Raw genomic sequence first — 17,697 nt, 5'->3', positions numbered from 1 at the left:
TCTTGCGCAGCCGCCGAAGGAGCGTGACGCCGCCATGGAGCAGCCAGTGGGCGACCTGCTCAAGAGCAAGGGGCTGCGCAGCACGGCACAGCGGCGCGCCATCCTCGGCGCCCTCCGGGGCCATCCCCACTCCACCGCCTCCGAACTCGAGGCGCGGATCAACGTCGGCTCCCCGGGCGCGGGTGGACTGTCCAAGCAGGGCCTCTACAACGTGCTCGACGACCTGACCCGGGCACGACTCGTCCGGTGCATCGAGCCCGCCGGCTCCGCCGCCCGCTACGAACTGCGCGTCGGCGACAACCACCACCACCTGGTGTGCCGCGGCTGCGGCCGCGTCGAGGACGTCGACTGCACGGTCGGCGCGGCCCCCTGCCTGGAGCCCGTGGACGACAAGGGCTTCACCGTCGACGAGGCCGAGATCACCTGGTGGGGCCTGTGCGCCGACTGCCGGAAGTCGACCGCGCAGGCGTGAACGACCAGGCCGGCACGGCCGCCTGACGCGGCGTCATATATCCGCCAGGCGCTCCCTGAGCCGACCCGGGGTGGTGAAGAGGTGGCCGCGCATGCCGGCCGCCTCCGCCGCGCGGACGTTCTCCGGGCGGTCGTCCACGAAGAGGATGCGCGCGGGGTCCCCGCCCAGGGCGTCCCGGCACCCGTGGTAGGCGTCCGGGTCGGGTTTGGCGCGGCCGGTGCGGCAGGACAGGGCGCGCACCCGGAAGTGCCGCAGCCAGGTGTGGCGCGCCTCGTAGTGGACGGCGAGTTCCTCGGGGATGTTGGAGAGCAGCCCGATGCGACGCCCCTGGGCGGCGAGTTCCCCGACGAGGGCGACCATCGAGGGGTCGACCGCGCTCCAGCTGTCGACGTCGGCGGCGACGAGCGCCGCGGTGCGCCGGGCGTCGAAGCGGGTGCCCAGGGCCGCCGCCACACCGTCCCAGTAGGCGGGCCCGGTCAACTCCCCGCGGTCGTAGGGAGGGCGGAGTCCCCAGTAGGCGTCCCAGAAGCCGGTCGCGGGCACCCCCGCCGTACGGACCAGCCGTTCCCTGCCCTCCGCGGACTGGGGACGGGCGATGACACCGAAGAGGTCGAAGAGCACGGCGCCGGCCACGCGGTCACACCTGCCGCACCGTGACGCCCGCCGCGGACAGCGCGCCGACCGCGTCCCGCGGGGCCGAGTCGTCCGTGACGACGGCGTGCAGCGCGCCGGCGGGGGCGACGAAGGCGAGGGCGGTGCGGGAGAGCTTGTCGCCCTCCGTCACGGCGATGACACGGCGGGCCGAGGCGATCGCGGCGCGCTTCACGGCGGCGTCGTCCAGGTCGTAGGCGGTGAGGCCGTTGGCGGCGTTGAGCCCGCAGCAGCCGATGACGGCGGTGTCGAAGCGCAGCGCGGCCAGTGAGGCCTCGGTCAGGGGCCCGGTGAGGGCCAGTTCGCCGGGCCGCGGCCGCCCGCCGGGGACGAGCAGCGTCAGGTGCGGGGCGCCGGTCAGGGCGTTGACGGAGTGCAGGGACAGCGGCATCACCGTCAGCCGGCGCGGTTCGAGGGCCCGGGCCACCTCCAGGCAGGTCGTACCGCTGTCCAGCACGACGGCCTCGCCGTCGGCGATCAGTCCGGCGACCTCGGCGGCGATGCGCCGCTTGGTCTCCTGCCCCTCCTGGGACCTGAGCCCGAACGGCGGCTCCTCGCCGCGCAGCAACAGGCTCCGCGCACCGCCGCGGTAGCGCTCCAGGACGCCCTGGGCGGCCAGGACCTCCAGGTCACGGCGGACAGTCATCTCCGAGGCGCCGGTGAGGGTGGCCAGTTCGGCGACGCCGAGGCGCCCCGCCTCCTGCACGGCCTCGGTGATCTGCCTGAGTCGGTCGGTACCAGCCATGACAGCATTGAACAGCTTCAACGTTCGAAAGGCAAGGTTTCGAAACCAAAATCTGTTCGCTATGTTCGTTGTGTGAACAGAACACCTCGGGCCGCGCGGATGGCCACCTTCGCCTACTTCGTGCTCAACGGCTTCCTGCTGGGGATGTGGATCGTGCACATCCCCGAGATCGAGCACCGCACCGGGATCGGCCACGCCACGCTCGGCTGGCTCCTGCTGCTGCTCGGCGCGGGGGCCTTCGCGGGCATGCAGATCGTCGGCCCGCTCACCGACCGCCTCGGCGCCCGTACGGTCGTGCCGGTCAGCGCGGCGCTGTGCAGCGCCACCCTCGTCCTGCCGGGTCTCGCGGGGGACGCCTGGACCCTGGGGGCGGGTCTGCTGCTGCTGGGCATCGGCAACGGCAGTCTGGACGTGAGCATGAACGCCCACGCCGTCCAGGTCGAGCACGCCTACGGACGCCCCGTCATGTCGGCCTTCCACGCCACCTTCTCCGTCGGCGGCGTCCTGGCCGCGCTGGTGGGCGCGCGCACGCTGAGCCTGGGCTGGAGCCCGGCCGGAACGCTGGGCGTCGTGGGCGCGCTGGGCGTCGTCGTCGCAGCCGCGGCGGCACCCGCCCTGCTGCGGCCCGCCGCCCGCCACCAGGAGGCCGCGGACACCGGCCGGCCCGAACGCCGGGGAACGCCGCGGCGCATCTGGGCACTCGCCGTGCTCGCGCTGATGATCATGATGTGCGAGGGCGTCGCGAACGACTGGAGCACGCTGCACCTGAGCACGGTGCTGGACGCGCCGGCCGCCACCGCGGCGCTCGCCTACGGGGCCTTCTCCACCGCCATGACGGCCGGCCGCTTCGTCGTGGACCGCCTGGCGGCACGCGTCGGCCCGACGGCCGTCCTGCGGGTCGGCGCCCTGGTGGCCGCGGCCGGGCTGCTGGCGGCGGCACTGTCGCCCTGGGTGGCCCTGGCGGTGGCCGGCTGGGCCGTCTTCGGCGCCGGACTGTCCGGCTGCGTGCCCCAGTTGTTCAGCGCGGCGGGCCACGCCGATCCGGCGGCCGCGGGCGCCAACGTCTCCCGGGTCGCGGGGCTCGGCTACCTGGGCATGCTCGCGGGCCCCGCGGTCATCGGGCCGCTGACCCATCTCATGCCGCTCAACCTCACCTTCCTGCTGCCCGTGGCATGCTGTGCCGTCGCGGCCGCGGCGGCCGGCATCCTGCGCCCGTCCGCGCGCACCGCCCCGGCACGGCAGGAGGTCCCGACCGCATGACCCGCACCGACCGTACCGCCTCGGACTCCGTGGTGACCGGGTCCTTCACCGTGAACTGCGACGGTGAGTCCCTGAGTTGCTCCTCCGCCCGCCCGGGCACGGCGCACACGGGCCCCGGGGAACCGCTAACGGCCGTCGTCCTGCACGGCGCCGGCACCAGCGACCGGCAGCGGCTGGCGGGACTGCTCGGCGACGTCGCCGACCGGGGTCACCACGCGCTGTCCCTCGACTTCTCCGGACACGGCGACAGCACCGGCCTGCTCGCGCGGTCCAGCCTGCGACAGCGCTTCCTCCAGGCCCGGGCGGTCGTCGACGGGCACGTCCCGCCCCGGCACCGGCTGGCCGTCATCGGCTTCAGCATGAGCGGGCAGACCGTCGCCGACCTCGTGCGGCACTACGGCGCCCGGGTGGCGTCCGTGGGCCTGTGCGCACCGGCCGTGTACGCGGCCGAGGCGTGGAGCGTGCCGTTCGGGGCGGGCTTCACCGAGATCATCCGTACGCCGGAGAGCTGGCGCACCTCGTCCGCCCTCGACGTCTTCCGCTCCCTGTCCGGCCGCGCGGTGCTGGCGACACCGGCCGCCGACGAGGTGATCCCGCCGGCCGTCACCGAGGCCGTCGCGGCCGCGCTCGGGGGCTCCCGCGCGCGCTTCACCCGGCTCACCTACCCGGACGCCGATCACCGGCTCGCCCTGTGGTTCACCGGCAACCCCGAGCCGCGCGGCCGGTTCGTCGACGCCGTCCTGCACGACGGGGCGTGAACTCCCGGTCCCGTCAGCTCCGTTCGTACCGGCGCAGCGCGGCCACCGAGCGGCGGACGGCCTCGGCGTGCCCGAACAGCCCGGGCAGGCCCCCGGTGTGCAGGAAGACCGTGCGCTGTCCGCGGCGGATGTCCCCGTCGCGCACGGCGGCGGCCAGGCCCGCCATGGCGCGCCCGGTGTAGGTGGGGTCCAGGACGACGCCCTCGGTGGCCGCCGCCGTCCGCATCGCGTCCAGGACCGGTGCGTGGAGCGTCGCGTAGCCCGCGCCGACCTGGTCGGTGCGGATGCGCAGCGCCTCCGGGTCGACGGCGCGCCGGGCGACCGCACCGGCGAGGTCCGCGACGATCGCGGCGGGTCCGGTCACGGCGCCGCAGTGGACGCCGAGCACCCTCTCCTCCCCCAGCGCGGCCACCAGACCGGCCATGGTGCCGCCGGAGCCGAGGGCCACCACCACGTGGTCGACGTCGGGCAGTTGGGCGCGGAGCTCCTCGCCGCCTTCCACGTAGCCGCGGGCGCCGGTGGCGCTGGAACCGCCGAAGGGGATGAGGTGGGGCAGCGCGCCCTCACGGCGCAGGTGCCCGCAGACCTCCTCGGCCGCGTCCGCGAGGCCGGCCGGCTCGGCCTCCCCGGCCCAGACGACCCTGGCGCCGAAGAGCCCGTCGAGGACGAGGTTGCCGGTGCCGGACCCGGTCGCGGGTTCCTCGCCGGGGAAGACGAGCACGACGTCGAGGCCGAGACGGGCGCCGGCCGCAGCCGTCAGGCGGGCGTGGTTGCTCTGCGCCGCACCGACCGTCACCAGGGTGTCCGCGCCCGCGTCGAGCGCCTCGCCGACGGTCCACTCGAGCTTGCGGACCTTGTTGCCGCCGCCGCCGAGGCCCATGAGGTCGTCGCGCTTGATCCACAGGTCGTCCGCGTCCAGGCCGAGGGCGGCGGCCAGCCTCGGCGCGGGCTCGACGGGGGTGGGCCAGGCGGACAGCGTGATCTTGCCGGGCATCGGCTGCGCTCCAAGGTTCTGTGCGGTGGTTGCCGGCGCTCCGGGCACCGGTGGACTCCATTGTGGGCGCTGCGTGGTGGGCGCCGCCGTCCGGCCCGCCGCTCCGGGAGGACGGACGGCGCGCGGTGGCTGCGGCCACGGGCCGGAGGGACACTCGAAGTCTCCCCACTCGACGTCTCCCCTGAGGAGGATCGCCGTGAGTGAGTTCGAGCGCTCCATGAACATGACGGCCCCCGCGGACCGGGTCTTCGACCGGGCGGAGGACCTCGGCCGCATCGAGTCCTGGCTGCCCGGCGAACTGCACGTACGCGCCGCGGAACCGCCCGCCGTCACCGTCCACGACGACGACACCGGCCGCGACGCCGCCGCGCTCTTCCGGGCCGACCGCGCGCACAAACGGCTGGAGTGGGGCACCAGCGAGGACGACCGCTACGCGGGGTGGCTGCAGGTGGACCGCACCGGCGAACGCAGCAGTGAGGTGACCATCCACCTGTCGTTCGCGGAAGAGGGCATCGCGCCCCCGGAGGACGTCGTCGACCGGGCGCTGGACGACAGCCTGCACCGTCTGTCGCGCCTGGCCACCGAGTGAGTCGGCGGGGCGGCCCGCGCCGGGGCCAACTGTCGGCGCGGGCCGCCCCGCCGTAGCGAGGGGCCGGCGCCCGGGTGCGCGCACGTCCCTGCGGGCCCGGAAGCCCTGCCTCCGCTTCGACCCAACGTAGAACCCAGTTTGGACTGAGTCAAATGTGTGCACCCGCGTCCGGCACCGGCGGCCCTCCTGGCCCTCCTGGTACCAGGCACCCTCGTCTCCGGCGCAGCACACTGGGGGCATGGCGGCGACGGAGTTCGGCAGGGCGGTGCGACGGTGGCGGGAACGGGTGGCGCCCGAGGCCGCGGGGCTGCCGGTCGGCGGCCACCGGCGTGCCCCGGGACTGCGCCGGGAGGAACTGGCCCAGCTCGCGGGAATCTCCGTCGACTACGTCACCCGGCTCGAACAGGGCCGGGCCTCCCATCCGTCCGCCCAGGTCGTGGAGGCCCTGGCCAGGGCCCTGCGGCTGTCCCCCGACGAGCGCGGGCACCTGTTCCAGCTGGCCGGCCTGGCGCCCCCGGGGCCGGACGCCGTCCCCGCGTACATCACCCCCAGCGTGCAGCGACTGCTCGACCGGCTGAGCGGAACCCCGGTCGCCGTCTACGACGCCTCCTGGACGCTGCTGGTGGCCAACCCGCCGTACACGGCGCTGATGGGCGATCCGTCCGGCCGGCGCGGCAACGAGCGCAACGGGGTCTGGAACCACTTCGTCGGCGAGCCCGGGCGGGTCCGGCGCACCCCGGAGTACCTGCCCGCCTTCGAGTCGGCGCTCGTCGCCGACCTCCGCGCGGCCGCCGACCGCTACCCGGCCGACGAGCGGGTGCGCCGGCTCGTCGCCGACCTGCGCGCGCACAGCGACCGGTTCGCCAGGTTGTGGGACGCCGGCGCGGTCGGCCGGCACGAGGCGGCCCGCAAGACCGTCGACCACCCGCGCGTGGGCCCGTTGACCCTCGACTGCGACGTGCTCACCGTGACCGGCAGCGACCTGCGCATCATGGTGTACACCGCCGAGCCCGGCACCGAGGACGCCGACCGCCTGGCGCTGCTCACCGTCCTCGGCACCCAGGCCCTCACCGGCTGACGGCCGCCAGCCGCTCGAACGCGGTCGGGAAGGGCCTGCGAGGCAGGAAGTCACGGATGCGGCGGGCGCATTCCGCCGCCGGGGCAGCGGTCGTGTCGCACTCGACGTCGTAGTGGCCGTGGGCGTGGACGAGCCCGAACTGGCGGGCCGCCAGACCCTCGGGACGGTCGCCGCGCTCCCGCTCCCGCCGCCGCAGTTCCGCGAGCGAGCAGTGCACCCCGACCAGGACGACGTCCCTGGCCGGGAACAGACCCAGGCAGTCCCGCAACCGCCACGGCTCGCTGAGCACGTGGTCGACCAGGACGTTGTTGCCGCCGGCGGCCATGCCCGCGACCGCCCGGTGGAAGCCCCGCCAGGTGCGCCGCAGCACGCCCGGAAGCTCCTGCGCGGTCACCTCGCGACGGGACCGCATGGCGTGGAAGGCGTCCACGGGCAGGTGGAACCAGGTCCCGTCCAGGGTGAGCAGCAGTTCCCCGGCGATGCTCGACTTCCCGGAACTGGACGTCCCGTTGAGGAAGACGATGAGGCCGCCGGAACCGGCGTCGGTCGCGTCGGCTCCGGTCAACGTGCCTCCTCCGCCGCCGGACCGCCGCGGCAGTGGCGGGCGGTCGCCCTACGGCGTCTGCGTGCCGGGCGCGTTGGGACCCGTCGGCGGCTGGGTGGTGGGGGGAGGAGCGATGATCCGGTCCTCCACCGCGGACAGGACGAGCATCAGCCCGAGCAGGAACACCGGCAGCCCGAGCACCAACGCGGCGATCATCGCAGATCCTCCGTGTGCGGGAGGGGCGTTCGCCGGCACGGGACGAGGGGGCCGCCGTACGGATGGCGGCGGTCGTGGACACGGTCGGACACGGGGGACATGGGCACCTCCACTTCGGCGTCGAATGCCCGCCTTCCCCGCTTCGGCCGTTGTATGGGGGCGCCCGGGAACCCGGCGCTCGCGCGCACCGGTCCCGGGCGCCACGCCCCGTCGGGTCAGTAGCGGAAGGCGTCGGGGCCGTCGAGCCGCCCGAAGCGCCGCGGGTGCGGGATCTGCTCGGGTCGCTGCGCCCACCGGACACGGCGGCGCCGGGCACCTCCGTGCTCACCCCAGTAGAGGACCGCGACGACACCGGCCGTGGCGCACAGCAACGCACCGACGAAGACGCTGTAGAGCGTGCCCGCCGAGAGCGCCCCGACCACGGCGCCCAGCACCACGCCCAGCATTCCCGCACCGAAAACGAGCCTGCGAATCTTCAAATCCATGAAGAATCACTCCCTTTCGGAAGAACGCATTCCCCGGTGAACGTCCGTCAATCCACGGATCGCCTTAACGAGTGACACCCCGGCCCGTTTTATGACGTCTCATCACGCCCCTCCCGCCGAATTCCTCGGCGACCGGGAAGCGGCGGGGGTCAGCCGAGGGCGGACGCGGCGGTGCGGTACAGGACTTCCTCGGCCCGGTCCCACGACCAGCCGTTCTCCACCACCAGCGTCCGCCAGCCGGTCGGGCCGAACCAGAGCCAGAGCAGGTCGGCGGTCTCCTCGGGCGAGTACCGCGGCGCGGCGGCGCCGACTTCCAGGAAATGCCGCGCCACCGCGCGCAACGCCGCCCGGTAGTCGGCCGTCGCTCTTTCCCACAGCGCCTCGCCGTTCTCGTGCACGGGCAGTGCCTTGCGAATCGCCTCGTGCGCCTTGAACTGGCTCTCGTTGCCCGCCCGGGTACCGCCGGCGAGCGCCTTGAGGACCTCCTCGGGCGTCCTCAGGGCCAGGATGCGCGCGACGGCCTCCTCGTATCCGGAGCGGACGACGGCCTTGTCGACGATCCGGTCCAGGATGTCCGACTTGCTGCCGACGCTGGCGAAGACGGTCTTCGACGCGACCCCGGCCGCCGTCGCGATGTCGGCGACGGTCACCCGGCCGTAGCCGCGCTCGGCGAAGAGCAGCTCGGCCTGTTCGAGGATCAGCGCACGCGTGCGCGCCGCGGCCTGTTCTCGGAGCGGGGAGACGTAAGCGCGCTTGGTGGACATGGCGGCATCCTACGGGACATCCATGCCGCTTTGACCTATCCAATCGGTCCTCTATAACCTCAATATTGGACGCGCGGCCTGCACGTCCGCCGAGACCGGCCCGCGGGGCGGGCGGGCGAAAGATGGGAACGATGGCGATGGACGCCAAGGACCTGGCCGAGGGGCTCTTCCGGATCCTGGAGACGGGCGACGCGGCACTGGCCGCCGAGGTCGTGGGACCCGACAACCACAACCGCGAGGCGGCCGTCTCGCCCGCGGCCTGCTCGATACCCGGCCCGGCGGGCACGCTCGCCTCCGGCGCGTGGCTCCGCTCGGCCTTCGCCGACCTGCGCTTCCCGGTGCTGGGCATCGCCCGCAACGACGACCAGGTCTGGATCCGGCTGCGCATGCAGGGACGGCACACCGGCCCGTTCGTGCGCTTCCGCGACGGCGTCCTCGACCAGGCGATCCCGCCCACGGGGCGCGAGGTCGACTTCGAGCAGGTGCACCTGCTCGACCTCCGTGACGGCAAGGTCGTCCGGCACGAGGCGCTGCGCGACGACGTGACGATGCTGGGCCAGCTCGGCGTCTTCCCCCCGTCGCCGGCCGTCGCCATGCGCATGGTCGCCTGGAAGGTCTCCGGACGCGCGAAGCGGGCCGCCGAGGAGGTCACGAAGCTGGCCGCCGAGGCGGCCGGGCAGGCGCGCGGCTGACGCCACCGGTGCGTACCGGCGGGCCGGCACCCGCTGGTACGGGTGGCGGGACCGGCGCCGGTACGTGCTGCGCGAGGCCGCCCGCGGGGTGCTGGAGTACGGGACCGGGGCGGGGCGCTGCCCGGGCCCTGCCGGCGATCCGGCACGCCGTGCCGGGCGGCACGACCCCGGTGAACCCGCCGCGGCCCCGGGCCCGTCTTCTGCCGTGCTGTGGCGCACGGCAGGCCGGACTCAGCGGACCCGCCTCAGCGGCCCGGCTCAGCGGGGGCCCGAGGCACCCCGTGCGAGCAGGAGCAGCGCGTCGACCAGGCTCTCGGCGGAGCTGCCGGTGGCCAGACGGCGCATCTGCATGCCGAAGACCAGGGCCACCACCGTCGAGGCGGCCTCCTCGGCGTCCGGAACGCCGAGACCGGTCAGGACGGACGCGGCGAGGCGGTCGTAGGCGGCGAAGCACTCGGCCGCGGCCTCCCGCAGCGCGGGGTCACGACCGGCCTGGACGTACAGCTCGAAGGGCGCGAGGTGCGTGCTGTCGAAGCCCGTCCCCTCGGCGACCTGCCCGACCAGCGCCGCGGCGCCCTTGACGTCCAGGCCCTCCTGCCGGCCCCGGGCGGCGAGTTCGGTGAAGCGGCCGGTCTCCTCCTCCACGAAGTGCAGCAGGCTCTCCCGCAACAGGTCGTGCTGCGTGGCGAAGTGGTAGGTGACCGAGCCGAGGGACACCCCGGCCTCCTGGGCGATGCGCCGGTTGGTGACCGCGGCGACACCGTCCTGGCCGATGATCCGCAGGACGGCGCTGATGATGTTCTGGCGGGTGCCGGCGGGGTTGGGCATGTCCGTCATTCTGTCACCGCGGCCGGGGCCCGCTGCTCGTACCAGCGCTGATCGCCCTCCAGTTGCGCCGCGAGCGAGATCAGCAGGGGCTCGCTGTGGGCGGGCCCGAGGAGCTGGGCGCCCACCGGCAGACCCTCGCAGAAACCCGCGGGGACGCTGATGCCGGGCCAGCCGAGCACGTTCCACGGCCAGGCGTACGGGCAGGCCGCGATCACCGCCCGGTCGGTCCGCCGGCCGGACAGCTCCGCCATGGCACCGACGGCCGGGGGCGGGGTGGCGGTGGCCGGGGTGAGGAGCACGTCGAAGCGGGAGAAGACCTCCCCGATCAGGCGGTGCTGGCCGCCCTCCGCACGGCGGGCCCGGCGCAGGGCGGCCCCGGCGAGCAGGCGCCCGTTCCGGGAGGCGGCAAGCGTGCGGGGATCGAGGAGCGTGCGGTCCGGTACGCGGTCGCTCCACTGGCTGATGCCGGCGAACGCGCGGGGCAGGAAGCCGAACCCGATCAGGCCGTAGCGCGGCTCGGCCTCCTCCACGTCGTGGCCGAGCCGGGCGAGCGCGTCGGCCAGGTCGCCGACCGCGCGGCGCACGCCCGGGTGGAGCGGGGCGCGGGCGGCGACGAACGGGGGCCGCCAGGACACCGCGATCCGCAGCCGGCCCGGTTCCCGTCCGGCCGCCTCGACCGCCGCTATGCCCGGCGGCCGGTGGAGGTCGCCCGGGTGCTGTCCGGCGGCGGCGTCCAGCAGCAGCGCCGCGTCGCCCACGGTGCGGGCGAGCGGGCCGTTGACGGTCAGGCCGTGGAAGGACTCGGCGTCCGGCCACGTGGAGACCCGGCCGCGCTGCGGCTTGATGCCCACCAGACGGGTCCACGCCGCGGGGATGCGGACCGAGCCCGCCCCGTCCGAGCCGAGCGCCGCGGCCACCACCCCGGCGGCCACCGCCGCCGCGGCGCCGCCGGAGGATCCGCCGGGCGTGTGCCCGAGGTCCCACGGGTTGCGGGTGGCTCCGAACGCGGGGCCCTCGGTGAACGGCCACTGCCCCAGCTCGCAGGTGTTGGTCTTGCCGACGACGATCGCGCCGGCCGCGCGCAGGCGCCGTACCGCCTCGCCGTCCTCCGGTTTGGCCGCGAAGTCCCCGGCGCAGCCGAACGCGGTGGGCTCGCCCGCCAGGTCCGTGTCGTCCTTGATCGCGACGGGAACGCCCAGCAACGGCAGCCGCTCGCCGCGCTCCAGCCGCCGGTCGGCCTCCTCGGCCTCCGCGAGGGCCGCCTCGGCGCGGACGCGGCGGAAGGCGTTGACGGTCGGCTGGGTGGCGGCGACGCGTTCGAGCGCCGTGCGCACCAGTTCCGCCGCGGTGACATCGCCTTCGCGCAGCGCACGTGCCTGCGCCGCCAGGCCCTCGGTACGGGCAGTGGACACGGCCGCCCCCTCTCCCTATTGTTCGTTCGAACGAACGAGACGGGAGGTTAGACGGATGCGCATCGCCGGTGCAACCGTTCTGCTCACCGGTGCCACGGGTGGGCTCGGCCAGGACATGGCTCGCGAACTCGCCGCCAGAGGAGCGCGGTTGACCCTCAGCGGGCGCCGCGCCGACGTCCTCGAACCCCTGGCGAAGGGCCTGGACGCCAGCGCCGTCCCCGCCGACCTGGCGGACCGGGCGGACGTGGAGCGGCTGGCCGCCGAGTGCGCCGGCGTCGACGTCCTCGTGGCGAACGCCGCCCTGCCGAGCAGCGGCGAACTGCTGGACTACTCCCCCGACGAGCTCGACCGCGCCCTGATGGTGAACCTGCGCGCGCCGGTCCTGCTCGCACGGCTGCTGGCGCCGGCCATGGTCGCGGCCGGGCGGGGCCACATCGTCCTCATCGGCTCCCTCTCGGGCAAGGCCGCCTCGCGCTCCACCTCCCTGTACAACGCGACCAAGTTCGGACTGCGCGGCTTCGCCCACGGCTTCCGCGAGGACCTGCACGGCACCGGCGTCGGGGTGTCGCTGGTGCAGCCCGGATTCGTCAGGGACGCGGGCATGTTCGCCGACACCGGCGCCAGGGCGCCCGCCGGGGCCCGTACGGTGACGCCGCGCCAGGTCACGTCAGGGGTCGTGCGGGCCGTCGAGCGCAACCTCGGCGAGGTGAACGTGGCCCCGCCCGAGCTGCGCCTGCTCACCGCCGTCGCCGGGCAGTTCCCGGTGTTCGCCGCCCGCGTCCAGCGGCTCAGCGGATCGGCGGACCGCGTCACGCAGGACATCGTGACGGCCCAGCGGCACCGCCGCTGAGCGGCCGCCCTGGGGACGGCCGGCACCCGGGCCCCGCGTCCCGGACGGCGTCCTGCGACGTACCCCATGAACCGGCGGCGCATCCTGGTCGTCCGCGCAACACATCAGCCCCGCGCCGCACGTTCACCGGCACCCCGGGCAGCCGCCACAGCTCGACAGCCCACGAACCCGCCCCGCGGCCGCGGCGAAGCCGGGCGCTTCACATGTCCGGGTAGCGGCGGCGGCGCCAGGTCCACGCGACCGCGGCGGCCACCAGCGCCCACCCGATGAGCACCAGGTACGGAAAGGCGTACTGGTTGCCCTCGAAGTAGATCGCGTTGTGCTGCGCGTTCACCGACGCGCCGGGCGGCAGCCAGCGGCCGACGGCGCCCAGCGGCTGGGGCAGGAGCAGCCAGGAGACCGCGCCGCCCGAGGACGGGTTGCCCAGCAGCACCATGAGCAGCCACGTCGGCAGGATGGCCCACTTGCCGAACAGCATGTAGAACGCCGTGAACACCAGCCCCGAGGTCACCATCGTGAGGGTGAGGATCCCCCAGGACTCCGGGAAGGGCAGGCGCAGGACGTGCAGGCCCCAGTCCACCGTTGCCACGATCGAGAGGCTGCCTAGCACGGAGTACACGACGACCGTCAGGAAGCGCTCCAGCGGTCTCAGCTCCGTCGCGTGCACGGTCAGCTGCACCGCGCCGAGGAAGCCCACGATGACCGCGGCCAAGGTGATGTAGAAGATCGCGAGCCCCTGCGGGTCGCCGGGCTGCAGCGGCCTGAGGTCGCCCAGGCTGAGCCCCACCCCGGCCTGCTGGGCAGCGGTCGGGGCGGCCGCCGCCAGGACGCGGGCCACCGAGGCCCCGGCGGCCGGCACCAGGTCGAACGAGACAGTGCCGCCCCCGGGCTTCGTCTGCGCCACGGCGAACACCTGCTGACGGTCGACGGCGTCGACGGCGTCCCCGCGCGTGGCGAAGCGCCGCTGCACCAGCTCGGTGCTCAGGTCCGCGTCCATCCCCGCCACGAACCTCTGCAGCTGCGGGGAGTCGTCCACGACGCCGATGGGGATGTGGTGCGGTGTCGGATGCGCCATGGCGAAGCTGTACGAGCCGGCGAACAGCCCCGCGCCCACCGCCAGGAGCAGGACGATGATCACGGCCGGCCGGAAACGCGACAACCCGGAGGGGTGAGTCATCGGCATACCCTCATCGCGCCCTCCGGACGGCCGGGCCCCGCCCCGGGCCGCGTCGCTGCACGGCCTGGGCTGCGGGGGCGAACCCGCCGCCCAAGCTACTGCCGGTGGTGCACCCCCGCGACCTGACGGAACGTGCCCCCGGGACTCCGCGTGCCGGGCGCGGGGGCGTGCGGTCAGGCCGGGGCGGCCTCGAGGGCCCGGACGGCCCAGTCGAGGGCGGGCCCACGGCTCGCCGGCGGGGGCCACCCGTTGATCACCGCGAGGAGCCGGGCGTACCGCTCCCGGCGCGGGTCGGACGCGGTCCGCAGCCGGCCCAGCAACCGTCCCCGGAGCTCGGCGCCGTCCGCGGCGCCGAGGAGGCCGGCGTACTCCGCGGCGACGGCCGCCACGACCGGACGCGCCCGGTCGGAGGCGGGGTCGACGCCGGCGGCCACGGCGGCGCCGGCCCTTTCGCCGGCCGAGGCGACGACGTCCCGGCGCGGCAGTGCGGTCCCGGTACGGGCGCGGTCGGCCGCGTGCTCCTCGACCACCCGGTGCATGACGGCCCGGAACCCCGGGTCCCGGGAGAGTTCGGCCAGCTCCACCCAGGCCTGGACCTGGTCCGGGTGGGGGTCGTCGGGCAGCACCGGGGTGAGGGTGTGGCGCAGGCCCGCGATCGCGGAGGCATCCGCACGGTCGCCGTCGGGTGCGCCGAGAACGGCGTCGAGGAAGTCGTCGACGAGCCGGCCGCGCTCCTGCGCGGACAGCCCGGCCAGTTCGTGCATGAGTTCCGTCTCCTTTGGGGTGGACCCGCGCCGGGCCACGGCCGTCAGCACCGCGCGCCGCAGCCGCAGGGTGCGGATCTGCGCCTCCAGGGCCGCGGCGTGGGCCGCCGCGGCCTCGGGCAGGGACAGCTCCCGGTCCACGACCCGCCGGATCGTGGCGAGGTCGAGTCCCAGGTCGCGCAGGGTCCGCACCAGTTCCAGCCGGGCCAGGGCCGCGCCGTCGTAGCGTCGGTAGCCGGCCGGACTGCGGCCGGCCGGCGTCACGATCCCCCGGTCGGAGTAGAAGCGGATGGTCTTGACCGTCAGCCCGGTACGCCGGGCCAGGTCACCGATCGAGTGGTGCGCGTCGCCGTTCACGCGCCCACTCTTCCGTCTCCCCCTGAGGGAGACTCAAGCCCCCGCGCGGCCGGCGACGGCCCGTGCCGCCTCGGCGACCTCGCCCCGGCCGGCCGCGCCGGTGAGCGGATCGCTCGGCGCGTAGCGCACGGCGACGCCGTACTGGGCGCAGCGGGCGGCGATGGCGGGGCAGGCCCGTTCGGCGAGCGCCGCGATGGTCAGCGAGGGATTGACGGTGAGGGAGGTGGGGACGGCGGAACCGTCCGTCACGAACAGGCCGGGGTGGCCGCGGAGCTCGTTGAGGTCGGTCAGCGCGGAGATCGCGGCGTCGTCGCCGATCCGGCAGGAGGCCAGGGGGTGGGCGGTCACCGTGCCCGCGACGTCCTCGCTCCACGGGCGGACCGTGGCCAGGCCGTCCCGCTCCAGCACCGCCCGGGTGTGGGCGTCGGCCTCGGCCCAGCCGCGCCGGGTGCCGGCCGTCGGCGCGAACCGCATGCTGCCCAGGCCCAGCCCGTTGGCCAGCCGGGTGAAGCTGCCGGTGAGGGGCGGCACGCCGAAGCTGCCCTCGGCCTCGTCCTCGGTCATGGCGAGCACGGTGAGCCAGGAGCGCCAGCGGGCACGCATCTGCTTCTTGGCGACGCCCGACCAGCGCTGCCCGGCGGTCTGGGCGAGGGTGTTGGTGACGGCCGGGAAGTAGATCTGCTGGAGCGTGAAGCGGGTGAACTGCGGCGCCCGCGCGTCGAGGCGGTCGAACGACGCCGCGGTGATCGGCATCCCGATGTGCAGGCCCTCGTACGCCACGGACGCGCTGCGCGACAGCCCCAGCAGGGAGCGGACCTTGCCCTCGTCCATCTCCGCGACGCTGACCCGGTCTCCGTTGCCCGAGAAGTAGCCGCCGACGGCCGGCGGCACTCCGCCCAGGGCGAGTGCCGACCGCTGCAGCAGGACCGGGGTGCCGACGGCGCCCGCGGCCAGCACCAGGACCTTGGTGTGGAGGGTGCCCACGCCGGTCGGGCAGGTGTAGTCGTCCGGGTCGACGGTGGTGTGGTCGACGGCGTAGCGGTAGCCGGGGACCGTGGAGGGACGGATCAGCTGGACCTCGTGCAGCGGGCGGATCTCCGCGCCGTGGGCCTCGGCGGCGGGGAGGTAGTTGAGCAGCATGGAGCGTTTGGCGCCGAAGCGGCAGCCCGAGAGCATCCAGTTGCAGTCGGTGCAGCGGGCCCGGTCGACGGCGACGGGCACCGGGTTGCAGGTGTGTCCGGCGCGGTCGCAGGCGGCGGCCAGCACACCGCCCGCGTAGGAGACGTCGGGCCAGTCGAGCTTCGTCACCGGCAGCGCCTGCTCGACCTGCTCGTACCAGGGGTCGAGGACGGTGCGGCTGAGGGAGGCGGGCCACAGCCGCCGTCCGGCCGCGTCGCGCCGGTCGAAGACGAAGGAGGGCGCGCGCAGTGACGCGGCGAAGTAGACGACGCTGCCGCCGCCCACGCAGTTGCCTGCGACGACCGAGACGCCGTCGCCCTTGATCACGTCGACGATGCGGGGGTAGGCGCCCAGGTCGAGGTCGTGGGTGAAGTCCTCGGTGGCCAGGCGCGGTCCGCGTTCGAGGACGGTGACCCGGGCGCCCGCGGCGGCGAGGTGGTAGGCGGGGATCGCGCCTCCGAAACCACTGCCGATCACGAGGACATCGGTGGTCTGGGGGCTCATGCGGGGCTCCCGGAGGGGGTGGTGGCCGGGTGCGGCTCGGCGAGGGCCGTGCCGTAGGAGTGGGACGGGAAGCGCCACAGACCGTCGGCGCCGGGCGGCGGGAAGCCCGTCCAGACCAGGCCGGGGTGACCCTCGGCGAGGGCCTGCGCGGTGTGGCGGTGGGCCGCGGTGTCGAAGGCCAGGCCGACGAGGAAGGCCAGCAGTTGCCAGACGGGGCGGTCGAGGTCGTCCGCCTGGAAGAGCCCGGCGACCAGGTTCGTGCGGTGGTCGAAGGAGAGGCCGACGAAGGGCGGGCGGTCGATGGGGAGCAGGATGAGCCGGCTGACCGCGTAGGCGGTGGCGCGGGCGTCCAGCAGTACCGCGATGCCCGGCAGGAGCGGTCCCAGTGGGAGGTCGGGCGAGGTGAGGAGGGCGATCGCGCCGGCCTGTACGGCGCCCGGGCCGGGGGCGGCACCGGCGACGGCGCGGTCGGAGGACGAACGCCGCTCCCCCGGTACGAGGGTGTCGGCGAAGGCCTCCAGGGTCGAGACCGGCCAGGAGCCGAGCGTGGCGGCCGCGGCGGGCGGTGCCGCGGCCGTGCCCAGCGTGGGCAGCGCGGCGACGGCGGCGGCCAGGCCGCGCAGCAGGACGCGCCGGTCGATGCCGGGGGTGGCGGCGTCCGGGGTGCCGGAGGGGCTCGGGGTGGGGGGCATCGTCACCGTCCCGCGCAGAGCAGGCTGAACGGCAGGGTGACGGACAGACCGGTCTCGCCCGCCTCGTCGCCGTAGGCCTCCAGGACGTCGGCGAGTTCGGGCAGGTGCGGGCGCAGCGCGGCCACCAGGTCGCCGATGCCCGCGGTGACCCCGCCGACCTTGAGGTTCGTCAGGAGCATCGCCGCCCGGCGGCCCCGCTTGTCGAACCAGTAGCGGCCGTCCCAGGAGACGTACGGGATCGCGCCGGTGGTGGACTGCACGCTCCAGTGGTCGCGCTGGTAGTAGCGGCACACGGGCAGTGCGAGGGCGAAGCGGGCCGGCTCGGCGAGCAGGAAGCGGACGGCGCCGCCGTTGTCGAGGGTGATGTCGCGCTTGGAGTACTCCACGCACACCGGGTCGGACAGCCACAGCCAGGGGTCGGGCGTCTCGCCCTCCCCGTAGGCGTGCCAGTCACAGGCGGCGGAGAACGGCGGCTCGGTGTACGGCTCGGGGGCGTTCGCGGCGGCCGGCGCGGCGGCGGTGGCCGCGGTCGCGGCCAGCAGGGCGGCCACGGCGGACGTGAGCAGGCGTGAGGGACGGCGGAAGCGGGACATGGGCGGGCTCCGGCGGTCGTGGGGACGGGGCGTACGGGGCCTGGGCACCACGCAGGATGCCGCTGACGTGACGTCAGGGCAAGAGGTTGCACA

General features: G+C 74.9%; 21 protein-coding genes. 7 read left to right on the top strand and 14 right to left on the bottom strand.

The genetic code is table 11. The features are described from left to right. The first annotated feature begins 34 nt into the window (after positions 1 to 34). A complete protein-coding gene (locus ABZ479_RS19170) occupies positions 35 to 472 on the top strand; it encodes a Fur family transcriptional regulator (RefSeq protein WP_500462676.1) in 438 nt (145 codons plus the stop codon). A 33-nt stretch (positions 473 to 505) separates the two neighbouring features. Here the strand turns inward: ABZ479_RS19170 and ABZ479_RS19165 are convergent, their stop codons facing one another. Together ABZ479_RS19165 and ABZ479_RS19160 are read right to left on the bottom strand one after the other, a co-directional pair. After that, the gene (locus tag ABZ479_RS19165) at positions 506 to 1,105 is read right to left on the bottom strand and encodes an HAD family hydrolase (protein WP_500462675.1); all 600 of its coding nucleotides are present in this window, start codon (positions 1,103 to 1,105) and stop codon (positions 506 to 508) included. 4 nt (positions 1,106 to 1,109) lie between these two features. After that, the gene (locus tag ABZ479_RS19160; RefSeq protein WP_500462674.1) at positions 1,110 to 1,868 is read right to left on the bottom strand and encodes a DeoR/GlpR family DNA-binding transcription regulator; all 759 of its coding nucleotides are present in this window, start codon (positions 1,866 to 1,868) and stop codon (positions 1,110 to 1,112) included. A gap of 72 nt (positions 1,869 to 1,940) precedes the next feature. Between ABZ479_RS19160 and ABZ479_RS19155 the strand changes: the two genes are divergently transcribed. Together ABZ479_RS19155 and ABZ479_RS19150 are read left to right on the top strand one after the other, a co-directional pair. Then, on the top strand, positions 1,941 to 3,128 hold the full coding sequence (locus tag ABZ479_RS19155) for an MFS transporter (RefSeq protein WP_500462673.1): 1,188 nt from the start codon (positions 1,941 to 1,943) through the stop codon (positions 3,126 to 3,128). Further along, positions 3,125 to 3,886, top strand: coding sequence for an alpha/beta hydrolase (locus ABZ479_RS19150; RefSeq protein ID WP_500462672.1), 762 nt, complete (start codon positions 3,125 to 3,127; stop codon positions 3,884 to 3,886). The genes ABZ479_RS19155 and ABZ479_RS19150 overlap by 4 nt, the downstream gene beginning before the upstream one ends. 13 nt (positions 3,887 to 3,899) lie before the next feature. On the opposite strand, the gene ABZ479_RS19145 is transcribed toward ABZ479_RS19150, so the two are convergent. Continuing rightward, positions 3,900 to 4,880, bottom strand: a complete 981-nt coding sequence (locus ABZ479_RS19145; RefSeq protein ID WP_500462671.1) for a D-cysteine desulfhydrase family protein — start codon at positions 4,878 to 4,880, stop codon at positions 3,900 to 3,902. Positions 4,881 to 5,076: 196 nt separating this feature from the next. Here ABZ479_RS19145 and ABZ479_RS19140 point away from each other — a divergent pair, with 196 nt between their 5' ends. Together ABZ479_RS19140 and ABZ479_RS19135 are read left to right on the top strand one after the other, a co-directional pair. Further along, complete coding sequence (locus ABZ479_RS19140; RefSeq protein WP_500462670.1) at positions 5,077 to 5,469, top strand: SRPBCC family protein; 393 nt, start codon at positions 5,077 to 5,079, stop codon at positions 5,467 to 5,469. Positions 5,470 to 5,707: 238 nt separating this feature from the next. Then, positions 5,708 to 6,547: a helix-turn-helix domain-containing protein gene (locus ABZ479_RS19135; RefSeq protein ID WP_500462669.1), complete on the top strand. Its 840-nt coding sequence runs from the start codon at positions 5,708 to 5,710 to the stop codon at positions 6,545 to 6,547. Here ABZ479_RS19135 and ABZ479_RS19130 read toward each other — a convergent pair. The 4 genes from ABZ479_RS19130 to ABZ479_RS19115 form a co-directional block, all read right to left on the bottom strand. Continuing rightward, complete coding sequence (locus ABZ479_RS19130) at positions 6,537 to 7,112, bottom strand: chloramphenicol phosphotransferase CPT family protein (RefSeq protein ID WP_500462668.1); 576 nt, start codon at positions 7,110 to 7,112, stop codon at positions 6,537 to 6,539. The two genes, ABZ479_RS19135 and ABZ479_RS19130, sit on opposite strands and share 11 nt — an antisense overlap. Before the next feature lie 48 nt (positions 7,113 to 7,160). After that, positions 7,161 to 7,307, bottom strand: a complete 147-nt coding sequence (locus ABZ479_RS19125; RefSeq protein WP_500462667.1) for a hypothetical protein — start codon at positions 7,305 to 7,307, stop codon at positions 7,161 to 7,163. 215 nt (positions 7,308 to 7,522) lie between these two features. After that, on the bottom strand, positions 7,523 to 7,792 hold the full coding sequence (locus ABZ479_RS19120; protein WP_499605207.1) for a hypothetical protein: 270 nt from the start codon (positions 7,790 to 7,792) through the stop codon (positions 7,523 to 7,525). Between the two features lie 149 nt (positions 7,793 to 7,941). After that, on the bottom strand, positions 7,942 to 8,556 hold the full coding sequence (locus ABZ479_RS19115; protein ID WP_500462666.1) for a TetR/AcrR family transcriptional regulator: 615 nt from the start codon (positions 8,554 to 8,556) through the stop codon (positions 7,942 to 7,944). Positions 8,557 to 8,687: 131 nt separating this feature from the next. Between ABZ479_RS19115 and ABZ479_RS19110 the strand changes: the two genes are divergently transcribed. Further along, positions 8,688 to 9,248: an ester cyclase gene (locus ABZ479_RS19110; RefSeq protein WP_499605210.1), complete on the top strand. Its 561-nt coding sequence runs from the start codon at positions 8,688 to 8,690 to the stop codon at positions 9,246 to 9,248. Between the two features lie 258 nt (positions 9,249 to 9,506). Here ABZ479_RS19110 and ABZ479_RS19105 read toward each other — a convergent pair whose 3' ends face one another. Next, positions 9,507 to 10,076: a TetR/AcrR family transcriptional regulator gene (locus ABZ479_RS19105; protein WP_499605211.1), complete on the bottom strand. Its 570-nt coding sequence runs from the start codon at positions 10,074 to 10,076 to the stop codon at positions 9,507 to 9,509. Positions 10,077 to 10,081: 5 nt separating this feature from the next. After that, on the bottom strand, positions 10,082 to 11,488 hold the full coding sequence (locus tag ABZ479_RS19100; RefSeq protein WP_500462665.1) for an amidase: 1,407 nt from the start codon (positions 11,486 to 11,488) through the stop codon (positions 10,082 to 10,084). A gap of 55 nt (positions 11,489 to 11,543) precedes the next feature. Here ABZ479_RS19100 and ABZ479_RS19095 point away from each other — a divergent pair, with 55 nt between their 5' ends. Next, positions 11,544 to 12,338, top strand: coding sequence for an SDR family NAD(P)-dependent oxidoreductase (locus tag ABZ479_RS19095; protein WP_500462664.1), 795 nt, complete (start codon positions 11,544 to 11,546; stop codon positions 12,336 to 12,338). A 199-nt stretch (positions 12,339 to 12,537) separates the two neighbouring features. Here the strand turns inward: ABZ479_RS19095 and ABZ479_RS19090 are convergent, their stop codons facing one another. The 5 genes from ABZ479_RS19090 to ABZ479_RS19070 form a co-directional block, all read right to left on the bottom strand. Next, entirely contained in the window at positions 12,538 to 13,515 is a 978-nt protein-coding gene (locus tag ABZ479_RS19090; RefSeq protein WP_500462663.1) for an ABC transporter permease, read from the bottom strand. A 173-nt stretch (positions 13,516 to 13,688) separates the two neighbouring features. Beyond that, complete coding sequence (locus tag ABZ479_RS19085; RefSeq protein WP_500462662.1) at positions 13,689 to 14,636, bottom strand: MerR family transcriptional regulator; 948 nt, start codon at positions 14,634 to 14,636, stop codon at positions 13,689 to 13,691. A 33-nt stretch (positions 14,637 to 14,669) separates the two neighbouring features. Next, on the bottom strand, positions 14,670 to 16,319 hold the full coding sequence (locus tag ABZ479_RS19080; RefSeq protein WP_500462661.1) for an FAD-dependent oxidoreductase: 1,650 nt from the start codon (positions 16,317 to 16,319) through the stop codon (positions 14,670 to 14,672). Continuing rightward, positions 16,316 to 17,011 carry a DUF5987 family protein gene (locus ABZ479_RS19075; protein ID WP_500462660.1) on the bottom strand — a complete coding sequence of 232 codons (696 nt, stop codon included), beginning with the start codon at positions 17,009 to 17,011 and terminating at the stop codon, positions 16,316 to 16,318. Before ABZ479_RS19075 ends, ABZ479_RS19080 begins: the two co-directional genes overlap by 4 nt. Positions 17,012 to 17,013: 2 nt before the next feature. Further along, the gene (locus ABZ479_RS19070) at positions 17,014 to 17,604 is read right to left on the bottom strand and encodes a hypothetical protein (RefSeq protein ID WP_500462659.1); all 591 of its coding nucleotides are present in this window, start codon (positions 17,602 to 17,604) and stop codon (positions 17,014 to 17,016) included. Positions 17,605 to 17,697: the final 93 nt, after the last annotated feature.

This window comes from Streptomyces sp. NPDC005722 (assembly GCF_040630935.1).
Taxonomy (GTDB): Bacteria; Actinomycetota; Actinomycetes; order Streptomycetales; family Streptomycetaceae; genus Actinacidiphila.
The sequence above is the reverse complement of the archived record's forward strand: the minus strand, read 5'-3'. Positions and strand labels throughout refer to the sequence as shown.

Coding starts and splice junctions, on each gene's coding strand:
- ABZ479_RS19170 (WP_500462676.1), top strand. CDS start 35: ATGGAGCAGCCAGTGGGCGACCTGCTCAAGAGCAAGGGGCTGCGCAGC.
- ABZ479_RS19160 (WP_500462674.1), bottom strand. CDS start 1,868: ATGGCTGGTACCGACCGACTCAGGCAGATCACCGAGGCCGTGCAGGAG.
- ABZ479_RS19150 (WP_500462672.1), top strand. CDS start 3,125: ATGACCCGCACCGACCGTACCGCCTCGGACTCCGTGGTGACCGGGTCC.
- ABZ479_RS19145 (WP_500462671.1), bottom strand. CDS start 4,880: ATGCCCGGCAAGATCACGCTGTCCGCCTGGCCCACCCCCGTCGAGCCC.
- ABZ479_RS19135 (WP_500462669.1), top strand. CDS start 5,708: ATGGCGGCGACGGAGTTCGGCAGGGCGGTGCGACGGTGGCGGGAACGG.
- ABZ479_RS19125 (WP_500462667.1), bottom strand. CDS start 7,307: ATGATCGCCGCGTTGGTGCTCGGGCTGCCGGTGTTCCTGCTCGGGCTG.
- ABZ479_RS19120 (WP_499605207.1), bottom strand. CDS start 7,792: ATGGATTTGAAGATTCGCAGGCTCGTTTTCGGTGCGGGAATGCTGGGC.
- ABZ479_RS19115 (WP_500462666.1), bottom strand. CDS start 8,556: ATGTCCACCAAGCGCGCTTACGTCTCCCCGCTCCGAGAACAGGCCGCG.
- ABZ479_RS19110 (WP_499605210.1), top strand. CDS start 8,688: ATGGCGATGGACGCCAAGGACCTGGCCGAGGGGCTCTTCCGGATCCTG.
- ABZ479_RS19105 (WP_499605211.1), bottom strand. CDS start 10,076: ATGCCCAACCCCGCCGGCACCCGCCAGAACATCATCAGCGCCGTCCTG.
- ABZ479_RS19095 (WP_500462664.1), top strand. CDS start 11,544: ATGCGCATCGCCGGTGCAACCGTTCTGCTCACCGGTGCCACGGGTGGG.
- ABZ479_RS19090 (WP_500462663.1), bottom strand. CDS start 13,515: ATGACTCACCCCTCCGGGTTGTCGCGTTTCCGGCCGGCCGTGATCATC.
- ABZ479_RS19080 (WP_500462661.1), bottom strand. CDS start 16,319: ATGAGCCCCCAGACCACCGATGTCCTCGTGATCGGCAGTGGTTTCGGA.
- ABZ479_RS19075 (WP_500462660.1), bottom strand. CDS start 17,011: ATGCCCCCCACCCCGAGCCCCTCCGGCACCCCGGACGCCGCCACCCCC.
- ABZ479_RS19070 (WP_500462659.1), bottom strand. CDS start 17,604: ATGTCCCGCTTCCGCCGTCCCTCACGCCTGCTCACGTCCGCCGTGGCC.